Origin of the sequence: Microvirga sp. CF3016 (genome assembly GCF_036314085.1) — a bacterium.
Taxonomy (GTDB): Bacteria; Pseudomonadota; Alphaproteobacteria; order Rhizobiales; family Beijerinckiaceae; genus Microvirga.
In genome coordinates, this window is record NZ_JAYGGM010000006.1 from 38,194 (window position 1) to 54,002 (window position 15,809).

11 protein-coding genes and 1 tRNA gene are annotated in these 15,809 nt (G+C 60.6%); 4 read left to right on the plus strand and 8 right to left on the minus strand.

What is annotated here, in order from left to right:
* Nucleotides 1–5: 5 nt before the first annotated feature.
* Genes VB672_RS10320 through VB672_RS10340 form a run of 5 tightly spaced genes read right to left on the minus strand, consistent with a single transcriptional unit; the run spans nt 6 to nt 8,678 of the window.
* On the minus strand, nt 6–3,161 hold the full coding sequence (locus VB672_RS10320; protein WP_329784113.1) for a right-handed parallel beta-helix repeat-containing protein: 3,156 nt from the start codon (nt 3,159–3,161) through the stop codon (nt 6–8).
* Nucleotides 3,139–4,557: a mannose-1-phosphate guanylyltransferase/mannose-6-phosphate isomerase gene (locus tag VB672_RS10325; RefSeq protein ID WP_329784114.1), complete on the minus strand. Its 1,419-nt coding sequence runs from the start codon at nt 4,555–4,557 to the stop codon at nt 3,139–3,141. Before VB672_RS10325 ends, VB672_RS10320 begins: the two co-directional genes overlap by 23 nt.
* 54 nt (nt 4,558–4,611) lie before the next feature.
* Complete coding sequence (locus VB672_RS10330; protein WP_329784115.1) at nt 4,612–5,820, minus strand: PilZ domain-containing protein; 1,209 nt, start codon at nt 5,818–5,820, stop codon at nt 4,612–4,614.
* A 31-nt stretch (nt 5,821–5,851) separates the two neighbouring features.
* Nucleotides 5,852–7,396 carry a glycosyltransferase gene (locus tag VB672_RS10335; protein ID WP_329784116.1) on the minus strand — a complete coding sequence of 515 codons (1,545 nt, stop codon included), beginning with the start codon at nt 7,394–7,396 and terminating at the stop codon, nt 5,852–5,854.
* Nucleotides 7,368–8,678: a UDP-glucose/GDP-mannose dehydrogenase family protein gene (locus VB672_RS10340; protein ID WP_329784117.1), complete on the minus strand. Its 1,311-nt coding sequence runs from the start codon at nt 8,676–8,678 to the stop codon at nt 7,368–7,370. The genes VB672_RS10335 and VB672_RS10340 overlap by 29 nt, the downstream gene beginning before the upstream one ends.
* Nucleotides 8,679–9,377: 699 nt before the next feature.
* On the opposite strand from VB672_RS10340, the gene VB672_RS10345 reads away from it, so the two are divergent.
* From VB672_RS10345 to VB672_RS10360, 4 genes are all read left to right on the plus strand, one after another.
* Nucleotides 9,378–9,860: a lytic transglycosylase domain-containing protein gene (locus VB672_RS10345; protein ID WP_329784118.1), complete on the plus strand. Its 483-nt coding sequence runs from the start codon at nt 9,378–9,380 to the stop codon at nt 9,858–9,860.
* 328 nt (nt 9,861–10,188) lie between these two features.
* A complete protein-coding gene (locus tag VB672_RS10350) occupies nt 10,189–10,872 on the plus strand; it encodes a 3'-5' exonuclease (RefSeq protein WP_329784119.1) in 684 nt (227 codons plus the stop codon).
* Between the two features lie 901 nt (nt 10,873–11,773).
* Nucleotides 11,774–12,508, plus strand: a complete 735-nt coding sequence (locus VB672_RS10355) for a TerC family protein (RefSeq protein WP_329784120.1) — start codon at nt 11,774–11,776, stop codon at nt 12,506–12,508.
* A gap of 362 nt (nt 12,509–12,870) precedes the next feature.
* On the plus strand, nt 12,871–14,385 hold the full coding sequence (locus VB672_RS10360; protein WP_329784121.1) for a sensor domain-containing diguanylate cyclase: 1,515 nt from the start codon (nt 12,871–12,873) through the stop codon (nt 14,383–14,385).
* 190 nt (nt 14,386–14,575) lie between these two features.
* On the opposite strand, the gene VB672_RS10365 is transcribed toward VB672_RS10360, so the two are convergent.
* The 3 genes from VB672_RS10365 to VB672_RS10375 form a co-directional block, all read right to left on the minus strand.
* A tRNA-Met gene (locus tag VB672_RS10365) sits at nt 14,576–14,652 on the minus strand.
* A gap of 143 nt (nt 14,653–14,795) precedes the next feature.
* Complete coding sequence (locus VB672_RS10370) at nt 14,796–15,014, minus strand: hypothetical protein (RefSeq protein ID WP_329784122.1); 219 nt, start codon at nt 15,012–15,014, stop codon at nt 14,796–14,798.
* A gap of 144 nt (nt 15,015–15,158) precedes the next feature.
* The gene (locus VB672_RS10375; RefSeq protein ID WP_329784123.1) at nt 15,159–15,800 is read right to left on the minus strand and encodes a class I SAM-dependent methyltransferase; all 642 of its coding nucleotides are present in this window, start codon (nt 15,798–15,800) and stop codon (nt 15,159–15,161) included.
* Between the last annotated feature and the right edge of the window lie 9 nt (nt 15,801–15,809).

The following is a 15,809-nucleotide window of genomic DNA, read 5'->3' on the forward strand; positions in this document are numbered from 1 at the left end:
TGCCTCTAGGTCCCTTGAGAAGAGCTGGAGAAGGCCCGGTGTTGGACGCTTCCATTGATATCGGTGCAGTCGGACCCAGCCTGAGAGTTGAAGATCTGCCGATCGGCATCCCCCTCGAAGTAGCCCCTATCCCTCAGCCGGCAGGACAAGACAGGCTTCGCCGGCCGGCAGGTGCTCGCGATGAGCACATCGGTCTGGGACGCGAGGCGCAGAACCGGCCCCTCCAACCCACGAATGTCTCCACCAAGCAGCCGTCGGGATTGCTTTACGAACCGGTTCGAAAACATCGACAGGCCCGAAACGCCCTGCGCGTTGACGCCGACGCCATTGGCCGAGAAACTGTTGTTCCTGAGCGACAGAGCGGTTACGGGAGCGTAATGTCCGGAACCGTCGCTATGCCCGTCCGCTCTTTTGGAAATCGGGATGTTCGCGATATAGGCGCTCACGCCGGAATTGCCGTTCGCTTCAATCCTGTTCCCGTAGGCTCCCACGTCAAAACTGTTCCGGACCTTCAATCCGTCCCGCTTGTTGCCCGCAAGATGGTTGTTCGTCAGCACGTTGCAGGAGCTTTCGAAAACGGCCACCCCATCCTGAGCGTTCTGGAACGAGCTGTTGGCGTAGAGAACATTGTTCGTGCTGTTGCGATCAAGCACAAACCCGGACCCGGCATTGTCGAATGAGAGATTGCCGACGATCACATTGTCATCGGCGTCGCGGGACACGGCAATCCCGTGTCTGACCATGGTCCCATAGACGGTGTTGAAGGCGATGATGCTGCCTCTGGATCCGTCATGAGCGTCGACCGCATAGGCGATGCTGTCCCGGTATTCGTTTCCAACGACCTGGACCCGTTCGGCCTCATAGGAGTGGAGACCGATATAGAGATTCCGAAACACGCTATCGACAACCGTTCCCGTCGGACGAGCCTGATCCCGCAACTCGGCAACGCGGTCCGGACCCGACGAGTAGGTCAGCCCGAACGACTTCGCGTTGTCGTAGCCCAGGGCGGTCAAAAGGGAGGACGCCACATTCATCCGGCCGTCCCCCCAGGTCAGAAGGAACGGGCGGAACAGGGCCGATCTGTCGTTGTCGGACCACGAAGGCTGCTTGGCCTTCTCATCGTAACCGACAATCTCGGCATCGACGATGTCGACTTCGCCCGCGTTGGCGATGAACGCTCCAGCATTGGCGCTCAATCTGTAGAGGGGCGCATCGAGGCGCGACAGAAGCAGCGTTGCGCCAGGAGCGACAAAAACAGGAGCCCGTACGACGACGGCATCGCCTTCATAAACAATCAGATCGCGCGCGTCCGTTCCCTGCAGTTGGCGCGCGACCATGCCCAGGGTCGCAGTTCCGCGTTGAACGACAATAATCCGCGGCGATGGCAAACCCTGGTACCGGACCGCCTGTTCGAGGCGCGTGACACCGCCTTCCGTGTCGTCAAGGAACTTTGCAATATAAGGATTGTGACTGGCGAAGGTACTCCCTACAACCGCCCCGCCGGGCCAAGGCACAGTGGATCGGATTTCGGCCGACGTTGCGAACTTGCCCGGGATCGGCAGGCGGGCATTGGCCGAGTGTCCCGCGTCCACCTTGATCAACGCGAGACCTCTGCGAGTCTGGAGCTCTTGAGCATCGTCCTTGGAAGCGGATGCGGCGGCGGGGACACTATCGACACTTTCACCGGGCTCATCGCTCAAGGGCTTCATGAGGTAATCGGCTCGGATCTGGGCCAGACGCCTGAAGGCTCTGGCTCGGCTCAGGTCGTCTCCGATGGAACGGACCAGGTTGGCAGCATGCGCACCTGCATCAGGCAGTGCAGCAAGGGCGAAGGCAACTTCCGCTTTGTCATCGTCGCGGGACACTTTGCCGAGACTGGCCAGCAGCAATGCATCCGGAATCGGCGCCCTCTTTTTCTGCTCAATGAGATTCTTGACTTCAGACAGAGTGGAGAGCTCGCCCGCACGTTCATGAGCGGCCCCGTCTGCGACCCGCCGGTTCTCGACGCTGAGTTCCCCCATCCCCTCGATGTTGGGATTCCTGCTTGCTCCCGAGGAAAGCCGCTCGGCCATTCCATCATAACCGGTTTTCTTCAGCTCGGTGGCGACAACAAGCTGGAGCGAGGCCCTCGCAGGGCCATCCTCCATACTGTTCACGAGTTCGGCGGAGCGCAGCGGCGTTCCACGCTCTGCATCATACTTCACGATGGCCGTGAGGGCGGTTTCCTGCCTTGAGCTGTCAAAGAAGCTTTCGGCCGCCGCAAGAGCAACCTCCCGATCGTGACGCTCGATGGCAGCCTCGAAGGAGGCGGAGAGAATATCCTCCCGCTCCTTGCCGTCAGGCAAGGCGAGCGCCAAAGACAGGCCGCCTGCCAAGTCTCCCGTAGCCATGCGCTTCTTGGCTTCGACCTTCAATTTGGCCTCAGGCACTTTCTCCATGGTGGTGCCTTTGAGCTGCTCACGGGCCATTGCCTGACGGGCATAGGCTCGGCTACGGGCCGTCGGCATAAAACCGACGGCGCGGTTGGCCAGAGCGGTTCCGGGCGTGCCGAGTCCAGACGCAACCCGCGACACGGCATTGAGGACGCCGGTGCGTGTACCGGTCTCGAAGACCGCCTCAGCCGTATCCAGCGCCAAGGTAGCATATCTCAGGGCGCGATCCTGAAGCCCCGCTCTCGCATAGGCGTGGGCAATCTCGACAAAGGCCGCGGCCCGGTAGGCCGGCGATCTCTGCTCGCTTGCGATCTGGTGGAGCGTCACGCCGACTTCCACTCGGTCAGCTCCGGCCTGAGTCCCCGCAAGGTCTGCGACCGAAGCCTGGAGAAGCATCGCGCTGACCATGTCGTGGCTGAGTCCCTCGTCGGCCAGGCGCGTGAGTTCTGTGCGGGCTCCTTCCCTAAATTCGCCCGGGCCCGATGTGCCTTGGCCGGCAAACTTCTCCAGAAGCTTGAGCCTTGCTCGGGCTACCTGATAGAGAACAGCCTTTTGCCTCGCGCCTGCATTGCTCTGTTCGGCGCCAACGAAGGCCTGCCGCGCCTCCTCGGCAAGGCGCGTGACCTCGTTGCCGTCCTGCGCCATGGCGCTGGAGACCAGCACCATGGACACGAGAAGCGAGGCTATCCTCAGGCGGCGATGACCGTCAGATCGCGACGATACGGTCATACTGATCCTCCAGACGCACGATGTCGTCCTCACCGAGATACGTGCCGCACTGGACCTCGATCAGGTGCAGGTCCTCATCTCCGATGTTCTCGAGCCGGTGCACGTCGCCCTTTGGAATATAGACGGACTCGTTTGCCGTCATGGTGAAGACCCGTTCGCCGACCGTGACGCGTGCGGTTCCGGACACAACGGTCCAATGCTCCGAGCGGTGGTGATGGTACTGCAGCGACAACCGCCCGGCCACATCCACGACAATATGCTTGACCTGAAAAGTTTCGCCGACTCGCAGGGATTCATAGGACCCCCAGGGGCGGCGCACCTTCCGGTGCAGAGCTGCCTCCGATCGTTTCGACGCTGCGAGCTCGGCCGCCAGGCGGCCGACGTTCTGAGCCTGGTCCAACGAACTGACAAGAACGGCATCGGCCGTGTCGATGACGACGACCTTCTCGACGCCCAAAACGGCAACAAGACGCGAACTCCCGTGAACATAGCTGTTGCTCACGTCCTGAAGGAGCGTGTCGCCACGGGACACATTTCCGTTTCCGTCCTTGGAGCCGATATCCCAGAGCGCAGACCAGGAGCCGAGATCTCTCCACTCGGGCGACACAGGTATGCAGACGAGCCGATCACTGCGTTCCATCACGGCATAGTCGATCGAGATCACGGGCGCCGTATCGAATTCGGCCGCGAGACGAATCGTGTCGTTGCCGCGCTGGGCTGCCGCAAGAGCCCGGCGGGCGCAGGCCAGAACGTCAGGCGCATGCCGCTCGAGCTCGTCGAGAATCGTGCGGGCCGTGAACATGAAGATCCCGCTGTTCCAAAGATGCCGCTCTCCTGCCACCAATTTCTCAGCGACGGCACGTACCGGCTTCTCGACGAAACCTGCCACCTTGAAACTCGCACCGTCGAAGGCTTCGTCGATTTCGATATAGCCGAAGCCGGTCTCCGGATGCATGGGGCGGATGCCGAAGAGCACGATCCGCCCCTGCTGCGCGGCCTTCGCGGCCTGGGCCACCGCCTCGGAAAAGATTTCCGCCTGTTCCATGATGTGGTCGCTTGGTGCAACGAGCATCAGCCGGTCCGGATCCTCCTCGGCGATCAGGGCCGCTGCGGCTGCGATGGCCGGGCCTGTGCTGCGAACGCACGGTTCGACCAGCAGCCGGGCCGCTCCGGCATTCAGCTCACCGATTTCGCGCAAGGCGAGATCGCGATGATTGGTATTCACCACGATGATCGGTTCTGCATATTGTTCTGCGCGGAAGCGCTTAACTGTCTGCTGGAACAAGCTTGATTGACCCGCAAGGGCGTGGAACTGCTTCGGCTCGCTGGAACGTGAAACCGGCCAAAGTCGGGTGCCTGAGCCGCCGCACATCAGAACCGGGATGATATTGTTCATTTCAAATCTCCAAACTGCTCAAGGATAGCCTTTCAAAACCCAGCCCGGATGCCGTCATTCCTTCGGCTTCAATCCGGCAAGGCGTCTCCCGTTGTCGACGTCAGGCTCTTTAGCCTTATTGGGTGCCGTCGCCGCCTCGCTGTTTTGTCCGAAGACGGCAGCGATCTTCTCCCCTGCCCAATTCATAGCCGCGTGCAGCTTATTGGCCGCAGCAACGACCGAGGATCCTGAAAAAGTATCGAAGACGACCGATACGGGCTGCCCGATGGCAGACATCTCGAGTTCGCGGCCCGGTGCGAGCTTGACGAGGAACGGACCAGGAGACGCGGCCTCGCCGACCAGGGTAGGAAGGTGCTCGATGTGTCCCTCCCGCACGCGCGTGCCGTCCGCATATTCGATCACGGCGCTGGCCCCACGATAGAAGCGCAGAAGCTGATCGTGCGGAATGCTGGCCGTCACGTATGGCGTGCTTGTCTTCTCGCGGAGAGCCAGGATCGGCATACCCTCCCGGACGAAGTTGGCCGTCCGACTGTAGCGAGCCTGAACCACACAATTGCAGGGGCTGTCGATGACCACACTGCTTCCCTGCGGCCCCTGAATCGTCAGAAGGGGCTCGCCGGCCTTTACTTCGCTGCCAGCCGCAATGAACGTGACCTGTCCGTTCGACGGAGCCGGCACGGTGACGAGATCCGCAGTGATCAGCGCCGATTGAGCGGGGATGATGTACATCTTCTCAAACAATCCCATGCCGATAAAGCCGAGGAGCAGCATCGTCGCGACTCCAATGCCGATATAGCCTGCTGCGCTGCGGCCATGATGGCTCAGGTGAGCGAGAACTCCCTGCGGCCTCGGCCGCTGGGGAACCTCACGGGTTTTCCCCTCGTTCCGGCGCGAGGACACATCCAGGATGTCGCCGGCGTCCACAACCTCACCGGCAAGATAGGCGTCAAGGATGAACCGCAGTAGATTGTGCTGCCGCGGCGAGACATCCACAAAGCGGAGGCCGATCCTGCTATGCTCCTCGGTGACGTAACGAACCTCCGCATTGATGGGCAGGGAGAGCTCGTAGCCGCTGAAAGGAAAGACGAGAGTGAGTTCAAGGACGCGACCCGGCTTCACGTCGATCGCTCCTGTCCTCAGACCGATTCCTCCCACGGAGACGTCGACGACGGAAACCTGAGTTCCATTAAGGATGCATCGGACGGGAATCCGGTATCGAGGGTGCTGCCTTTGAACCTCGGCCTCGTGCGTTATCTTCGTCATGACCTCAAGCTCCAAATCGGTGTCGTTTGTTCTAAGGAAGAAACAGCGTTGGCTTCGGCGTCGGAAGCACGTCCATGCTCCAGGCCAGCACCGTCACGAATGCAGCAAGCGCGAGACTATGCATGTATGCCGACATGAAGTTGCTTGCGATGAAGGGGCGCTTTGCCGCCTTGGCCGAGGTCGTTTTCTGCCGCGTCCATTTCTGCCGATCCAGACGAAAGGTGACATGGACTTTGACCAGCGATCCGAAGATCTGATTGAAGTAGAGAAGGAAGGGATAGAAGACGGATACTCTCGGCCGCGACGCCAACAGGGACAGGGTCAATATGTACCGCGACGTCAGGATCCAGAGGGCATAGAGCAGGAGCGCGTAGCCGCTGACGAAGATCCCCGCCATCAAGGCGATCGCAAATCCCACCAGCGACGTCCACATGGACAAGCGCTGATCAAGGATCGCCCACCAAGTGAACAGCCCGATTCTATGCGGGCCAAGGGCGAGCGCCCGCGAGTTCGTGCGCAGCATATTCCCGAACCATCGCACCATCAGCATCGCGGCAGCCGAGATGAAGCTGTCGGATGGAGGGTCCTCGACGGTCAGCACGACCACGTCCGGCACGTAGAGCATCTTATAGCCGTTCCGAAGCAGCCAGAACCAGCTCGACTTGTCGTCGCCGGTCAGGAACTTGAACCGGCCGAGGCGCCAGTGATCGATGTAGTCCAGCTCCACCTGACGAATGAATTCAGGGTTGCAGATGATGCTTGCGCGAAACATCGACATGCGCCCGGTTAGGGTCAGGACACGCTCCGACAGCCCAACAGAAGACATGAGGGTGTGGCGCTGGGCAAAGCGGAGGGCATACCATTCCTGGAAGATGCGGCGACCGCGGACTTCACTCATCTCATCGGTCGTCACAGCTCCGACTTGCGGATCGAGCTGGAAGAATCCTGCACATTTCCGCACCAGATCTGCAGGCACGATGCTGTCGCCGTCGATCACGGCGACGACGTCGTCGGCAGCCGGAGTGCGGCGGGCGATCGCCCTGAAGCCGTAAGCGAGGGCATCCCGCTTGCCTGTTCCTGCGATCCTCACCATCACGAGATCGACATTGCTCGCGTCGCCGCAGATCGCCCGGAACAGGCTCTTGATAAGCCTCTGATCGCCGGCCTCCACCACGGACGCAACGACCGTTGCTCGTCCGGGCGCTGCCAGCGCCGCCTGGAAGACGGCCCGGTAGACCCGCGCCGTGACGGCACTGTCGATACGAAAGGTCGTCACCAGCAGGAAAGCGTTCGGTGGTGCGTGGTCCACCGCCGCTTCGGCAGCCTTCCGCAGGCGTGGGAACACCCGCTTGCGGAAGACGAGGGCGCGGACGAAGTGGAGGAGGCCCCATCCATAGCGCCACATGGCGAGAAACCCAATGGCACCGACCACGCCAGCGCTCATCGCGCCATATGCCTGCGGCGGGAGCGCAGCAGCGAAAGCTGCTACGGCCACCACATAGAGCACATGCGCCCCCACCGACTCCGACAGCCGGGTGCCGCTGCTGTTACCAGCAGATTCCTTGATAAAGGTCACCTGAACACCTTGTCTGGTCGATGCGAACGAGGTCGATGAGCGGCCTGTCGTCGCTCAGGGCTGCCATCAGCCGCTTGGCCTCATCTCGGTTGCCAAGAACGAACGCTTCTGCGTGATCGATGACTTCATCGATATCGGCAGTCAGGAGCGAGGTAAGGTGAGGGAGATGGGCTTTGACGAACTGGAGGTTCGCGCCGGTCAGCTTTGCGACCTGAATGTTCGGGTCGTAGATTCGGATATCGTAGCCCCTCCCGTAAAGCCGCTCTGCGAGCTCGACGAGCGGGCTTTCCCGCAGATCATCGGTTTCGGGCTTGAAGCTCAGGCCGATGATGCCGATCCGGCGCTTTCCGGTCGCCGCAACCATCGAGTAGGCACGGCGCAGCTGCTCCTCGTTAGCCTCCATCGTGGCGTCGAGGATAGGTGTGGGCACGTCGAGCTTGCGTGCTGCGAAGCGCAGAGCCCGCAGGTCCTTGGGAAGGCACGAGCCGCCGAAAGCGAAGCCCGGCTTCAGATACGCCTTGGAAATGTTCAGCCGCGTATCGGCGCACAGAACCTCCATCACGGTGTGTCCGTCGATCCCGGCTTCCTTACAGATGTTGCCAATCTCGTTCGCGAAGCTGATCTTCAGGGCATGCCATGCATTATTCGTGTATTTCACGGCTTCAGCGGTACGGATCGAGACGATTTTCGGCTCGACCTTGAAGATCTTGTGCAGATCCACCAGCCGGTCGACAGTCGCCTGATCGTGACGGCCGAAGATAATCGCCCCTGGGTCATAGTAATCAGCGATCGCAGTGCTCTCGCGCAGGAACTCAGGGTAGTAGGCCACGCCGAAACCTACGCCGGCCTGCCGTCCCGATGCACGCTCGAGGGCGGGCAGAACGATGCTTTCCATCGTGCCCGGCAGGATGGTCGACCGCATGACGACGGAATGGAAGTCGTTTTTCTCGCGGATGGCCGCGCCGATCTGCTCGGCGGCGGCGCTCACATAGGCTGTATCGAGAGAGCCGTTTGAGCGCGAAGGCGTACCCACGCACACAAAGGACAGGTCCGTTCCCTGAACGGCTTCGCGGACATCGCTCGTGGCCACGAGGCGCTTGCTGCTGATACCCCCTTTGATCATCTCTTCGAGGCCCGGCTCGACGATCGGGCTGATACCCTCGTTGAGAGGGCCGACTTTCTGGGGATTGGGATCGACGGCGATGACGTTGTGGCCGTCGTTGGCCAAACAGGCCGCGGATACGGCACCGACATAGCCAATCCCAAAAACGCTGATTTGCATTGGGCTGTTCCTGCTGAATGACAGTGGAAGCGAGGCGCATTTTCTGAAAAGCGCCGGATACAGCCAATAAATACTACTGACGCCTTTAAAAGCGGCCCACTATTTCGGCTTGCGAGATACCCCCTAGGAACTAAACGAGGCATTACCACCTTCAACGTGAGCCTTTAACTCATAAGAGCGTGGAATACCCCTTGCTTTGCACGCTGCGTAGTCTGAGTTATTCTTGCTCCTCATACGAAACAAGACTCATCTTCGGCTCTGCTATAGTAGGCAAGATTTCGTCGTCCGTCCGTGCGTATCTCATAATATCTGCCTGCCCTCACAAAATACTCCAGACAACATACTTGGAGTGACAATCCTCCGGTGATCTCACCGCCTGCTTCCGGAAAATCCGGGTGCGCACGATATGTCAGCCATGTTGACCCTCCAAAGCTCCGCGGGAACCCTGCATGTCTCGAGTTCACATGTTTTGGCAGAGGAACGCCAACCTACCTCTTTTGAGGAGCCGACAGCCGCGTCTCCAAAGGAGTGACGTGCCCGGAGCATGGGTCGAATAGCTTACGCCCGACGCGCTATCGCCTTGAATAACGCCTCAACGGGAACGCGCCGCATCGATCCACGGCATAATCCCTTACGGTCAAGCTGACGTGCTATTGCCACGATTGGTGTCGAGAAATCTCCTCAAGCAAGGGGACTTTCATGATTTCTCGTCTTGTTCTCGCGTGCGCAGCGATCGCTTGCGCGTTGCCTGCAGCGGCATCTGAACGCGCTCAGATCGATGCGCTTGTCGCGCAACATGCCAAGGCACACGGCATTCCCGAAACATTGGTACATCGCGTCATCAGACGCGAGAGCGGATACAATCCACGCGCATCCAGCAGAGGCAATTTCGGCCTGATGCAGATCCGCTATGCCACTGCGCGCGGCATGGGTTACAGGGGAACCGTCTCCGGGCTGCTCGATGCCAACACCAACCTGACTTACGCTGTCGCGTACCTGGCAAACGCCTATAAGGTTGCAGGCGGCAATCCGGACCGTGCAGTCGCGCTCTATGCCGGCGGGTATTATTACGAGGCCAAGCGCAAGGGCCTGCTGCACGCACTCAGAACCGGCGCCAGCGATCCCATGACGACCGGCTCAATCTCCACCTCTGTGGGGTTTACATCGGCGAATGCGCAGTGAGAAATCTGCGTAACTACGCCTATGCCAAGTTGTCCGGCGTTTCCATCGTGCATTCCTCATCGCTGCGCGCCAAAACGCGGCCTTAACCTATCGGCTCATCGGAGCAATGCCCGTCTGTCTGGGCTCTGATCACCAGCAAGGCCTGGGAGATATTCTGCGTTTCCTTTCTGGCTCTCTGAACTCAGGCCTGCCACCGGCGGTCGCTCGGCAGACGTTCAGGGAGCCGTACTGCCGCTTGCACGTTGAGGGTAGGATGGAGGTATGATCCACTCCTGACGTTGTCCGTGAAGGTCGATGGCGAACGCAGACCGATGCGAGTTGATCCACGATGCCTGATCTATCGAAGATCGCGTTCCTTGATTTTGAAGCGTCATCTCTTGGCAAGCAGGGTTATCCCATCGAGGTCGCCTGGGTTTTCGCGAACGGCGAGGAGGAGAGCCATCTCATCAGGCCTGCTGAAGCCTGGACCGACTGGGATGTCAAAGCGGGACGCATTCATGGCATTTCGAGAGAGCAACTGACATCGGACGGGGCACCGCTCGCGGATGTGGCTCAGCGAATGGTGTCGGTTTTGGCGGGCTGCGCTCTCTATGCAACGGCACCGTCATGGGATGGAAAGTGGCTGAGCAAACTCCTGCGCACGGCGGGATTGCCGCGTCATGCCTTGCGTCTCGAAGATACCGAGATGGCTCACAAGCGGATCATGCGCATGGTTTTGCGCGAGGCCCACGTTCCGGCAGATCGCCATCGTTCTCTCATGCAGGACATTCTCGCGCAGGCGCAGCGCACCGATGATGAACTCGGCCCTGCTGCGCACCGTGCTCTTGCGGACGCACGACGCGAGCAGCGTCTTTGGCACGACATATTCCGACGCGCGGAGGAGACTGCAGCGCGATTTCATCAGGACATGGGCGGAGAGTCCCAAGCAGCCAACGAGACAACGTCGTCCGCGGCAAACAAAATCAGCGCTCCTTCCGACGCATCTTCGACGCCGAAATCGACGGCTCAATAACCGTCCGGCAATCCGGATGCGATATCCTGATCGGGCCGTGTCAGGATGTCGATACGGCGTCCATCCGGAAGTTGAATGGTTCGCAGCCTCATGACTTGGAGACCTGAATCCATCCCCTCCCGAATAGACCCATAGCGTGTGACTCGCGCACGTCGTTCAATGGCGTTGCGCGGTTCGGCCTGCGAAATCTGTGCTCCGGTTGCGCGCCGGCGCACGACTTGCACTTCCCGCCTCTGGTTGCGGGCTGACGACGAGGCCTGCTGTGACCGAGCGCGTACCTTCCGGTCTGCCGATGCTTTTTGCTTGGTCGGGCCATCGGCTGCCGTTTTACGCGACGAAGCCTCTGCGGCCGGCGACGCGGCACTGGCCTTGCTTTCCGGGGGGGATGGCACAGGAGGAGTTGCAGAATCGGGCACGGCCGCTTGGGCAGGCGGCGCCGGAAGGGACGCTGGCGCCTGAGCCGGCGGCTGTGTTTTAGCTTCGGACTCGGACGGAGGATCAACCCATGGCCGCCCTGCCTGGGCAAGGGCCGCAGACGGGCTGCCAAGAAGCCCCACAAGCGAGGCAGTCACCAGCCAACGTTCTGCCCATCCTGCCATGACACGCCTCCAGATCATTCTATGAGGGAACGCTTCTCCCGCTACTGGCGGTTCCATGGCGCCGACGCCGCATAGCAGGCCTAGGAATCGAATCACTGAACGAGTTCGCTGTGCTCACCGGCGTGAATGCGGCTTTCACGCCGGTCCAAATACCATGTGGGCCCCGGCACGCGCACTTCAACGGTTCCGAAGTCGAGATCAGCCGATCGTGAAAGCAGCGACGCAAACAACTCAATCCGGTCTCGCCCTTGCACAAGCTCGACAATAACCAAAATAAGGCACGTTGCGATAGGAAGGGCCTCATGGATTATATTGTTACACTGGCTGAAGACCCGGCAGCTTGGGCGGCGTTGGCGACCCTCGTCGTCATGGAGGTCGTGCTCGGGATCGACAATCTCATCTTCATCTCGATTCTGACCAACAAGCTGCCTGCTCATCAGCAGGCCACAGCCCGGCGTATCGGCATCGGCCTCGCTCTCATTCTCCGCTTGGGGCTGCTTGGGACGATTGCGATCATCGTCCAGCTTACGGAGCCCCTCTTTACAGCCTTCGGTCATGGCTTCTCCTGGCGCGACCTGATCCTGATCGCGGGTGGCCTGTTCCTGGTCTGGAAGGCGACCAAGGAGATCCATCACAATGTCGATCCCAACCCCGGACCTGACCTCTTCGAAGGTGGAAAGGCCCAGATGAGCTTTGCCTCGGCCATCGTGCAGATCCTGCTGCTGGACCTCGTCTTTTCCATCGATAGCATCATCACGGCTGTGGGCATGACGGACCACGTGCCGATCATGGTCGTGGCCGTCGTCGCGGCCGTGACCGTCATGCTGTTGGCGGCAGATCCCCTCGCCCGTTTCATCCAGGCGAATCCGACTGTCGTCATGCTCGCCCTCGGATTCCTGCTCATGATCGGCATGGTGCTGATTGCGGAAGGGTTCGGAGCTCACGTGCCGAAGGGCTATATCTACGCCGCAATGGCATTCTCGGCCTTGGTCGAGATGCTGAACATGCTCTCGCGGCGAGCCCGCAAGACACGATAAAACATCCTCGCCCAGGCGCAGTCGACTGATCTCGACTGCGCCTGAGGCCTGATCGAATCACCGTACGAGCCCTGAGGCCTCGGTCGCAGAGGCTTGTGCCGCCCTGAGTCAACCACGACAGCGATCCAACCGACGAACCTTCAGCCACCGTTTCAGAATACAGATATCACGCGACCGGGCGTTCAAGAGACGTATTTGCGCACGCTGTCGCGCAACAACATCTCAATAACATCCTGCAAGACTAAGTCTAAATGCCAAGCCTTCCACTGAATGTTTTGTCAGCTGACTTGCTCGATTTCCCGCTGTAACAGTCTGTTAGGACAGTCTATAGAATATATTCATCGATATGTGTGCCGTGCGAAATGAAACGTCTGCTCTCGGAAGTTTATCTACACCTGATTGCAGGCGTGATCGCCCTGGGGATTTTCGGGATCTCGGCGCATACCCTCTGGATGGATCGACAGAACACGTGGCAGGAGGCTGAAAAGGCCTCAAGAAACATCCTGACCACGATCGCTCACGATCTCGACGGCAATCTCGAATTGCTGGATCTGTCGCTGAAAGGAGCAATGGAAGGCCTGCGGCATCTCGGCTCTCAGCAGCTTCCAACCGATCTTCAATACCGGATGATGTTCGACAGGTCTGCCTCAGCTTCCTTCATGGGAACGCTGCTGCTCGTGGACCAGGCGGGCAACCTCTTGGCCGATGCCGGCCCGGTCATCGCCCCTCGGTCCCTCAACGTCGCGGATCGCGAGTACTTCACTGTCCACAAAGAGAACAGCCACATCGGCCTTTACGTGAGCCGCCCCTTCGCGAGCAGAGCGTGGCACGGCGATCTCGGCATCGGAATCAGCCGGAGGCTTTTGGATTCAGCGGGAAATTTTGCCGGGGTGGTCATGGGTTCGATGCCCCTGGCGACCATCAATCACTTGTTCGACAACCTGAGCCTCGGCCAGCAGGGGGCGATCAATCTCTTCCGAAACGATGGCATCCTGCTGACGCGCTTTCCCTATGACGAGAGCCTGATCAATCAGGACCTGGGCGGCTCCCCGCATGTCCAGAGCCTCCTGCAGGCGAAATCCGGCACGTTCGACTCGGTCTCGCCTATTGATGGCATTCGGCGCATCATCTCGTTCCAACGGCTCGACAAGTACCCCCTCGTCCTTACCGTTGCGCTCTCCGTGGATGAGATCTTCTCGGCTTGGCAGCGCAAGGCCCTCATCCTCGGCCTCGCGACGCTGGCCCTATGCTGCGCGGTCGTCGGACTGACGATCCTGTTCCAGCGGGAATTGAGGCGCCGCACGCGGGCGGAAACCAAGCTCAGGCGGATCGCACGGACCGACGACCTGACGGGCCTGCCGAACCGCCGCGCCTTCCGCGAGACCTTCGAGCGGGAGTGGCGCCAGGCGATCCGCTCAGGCTCGGCCCTGTCGCTGCTCTTCGTGGACGCCGACTATTTCAAGAGCTTCAACGACCGCTACGGCCATGGGAGAGGGGACGAGGTGCTCTGCGCGATCGCCAGTACGCTCGACGGCAACATCCGCCGCCCGCGCGACATTGCAACCCGTTACGGGGGTGAGGAGTTCGCCGTCGTTCTGCCGGAGACGGATTGGGCGGGCGCCCGGTTGCTGGCCGAGACCATCCGCCAAACGATCGCCGCCATGGGCATCGCGCATGAGGGCAGCCCCTACCAGACGGTGACGGCCAGCATCGGCATTGCCTCGGCGCAACCGTCCCGTGCCAGCGAACGATCCGTTCTCCTCGAGGCCGCAGACCAAGCGCTCTATCGGGCCAAGGCGGCAGGTCGAAACTGCGTCCGAAGCTCCGAAGACGACGCTCTTATGGAGCACAAAGCCCTGCCGCATGCCGCAGCCTGATTGTCACCTTGGGACGGTACGGAGAAGGGACACGCGACGATCAGGCCATCTCCTCCTGCCAGCAGCATGGCTGCACCAGAAGCGATCACGGTTGCAGATGTAATGACCCATAGAGTTGTTCGGCAAGGCTCAAGCCTTGCCCATGCCCACACTCACCTGCAGGCTGGCATAACTTTGACGTGGCAAGGGATGGTAGCGGAGGAGGGATTTGAACCCCCGACACAAGGATTATGATTCCTCTGCTCTGACCAACTGAGCTACTCCGCCCCAGGACGCGGGATTTGGTCCCGCGTCAGGCATGGGCGATATAGGGAAGGTTGCCCCCCGGTGTCAAGAAAGGCACGCGGCCAAGCTGCGGATTTGTGAAAGTCGCCTTCTCAGGTGATCTGAAAGCTTCTGCCAGCGATCTGTCAGCCCTTGGGCTTCATGCGCCAGAGCTGGAAGCCCTCATTCGAAATCGCCTGTTCGATGGCCTTGCGCGAGAACTTGTGCGGCGGGGTCTCGCGGGAGCCCAGCGTGCCGGTCAGCCCCCAGGGAGCATATTTGGCGGGAAGCTTGCTGCCTGCCTCATCGCCGGCAAACGCATGCAGATCGTCTTTGGCCTGGGAGGTGAACATGAAAAGGCGCATGGGATTGGCTTTCGTGCTGAATGGAATGCGGCCCTGATAGAGATAGGGCTCGGGCGTCGAAAGTCACATTGGCCTGGGAAAGCCCGTTCATGACCCTTCGCAGCCCGATCAGACAGGCTGGCCTCCGGTTTTGAGGCCGGGTCTTCAGGCCCGCTTCTTGATTCTCATCAGCTTGAAGAAGCCCACCGGGAACAGAGTCTTCAGCTCCACGACCTCCATGCGGCCGGTGCCGCGCGCCCAGTCCTCGACCCGGGCCGCCTTGAAGGCCGAGCTCCAGCCGATGGCCTTGGCGACGGGCGAAGCCAGCTCCTCCAAGGCCGCGATCGGGCCGGACGGCTGCCCGAAATGGTTGGCCAGAACGATCTCGCCGCCCGGCTTTAGGACCCGCATGAACTCGTTGAGCGCCGTCTCGGGTTCCGGCACGAGGGTGATGATGAACTGGGCCGTGACAGCGTCGAATGTCTCATCCGCAAAGCCGAGGCGGGTGACGTCCATCACCTGCAGGCTTTTCACGTGGCCAAGCCCCCTCTTTTCGACCTTGTCCTGGGCCCGCCGCAACATGTCCTCGGAGAGATCGACCCCGTAGACCTCGGCGTGCTTGGGATAGTAGCCGAGGGACAGCCCGGTCCCGACTCCAGCCTCGAGTATCTTTGGACCACAGGCGACCGCGGCATTCACGGCCGCACGGGCGGCCGGTTCGGTCAGCTTGTCGTAGACGAGGTCGTAGATCGGGGCCCAACGCGCATAAGCCTTGCGCATCAGGACGGTGGTCGCTCCATCCGTCATAAACTATCC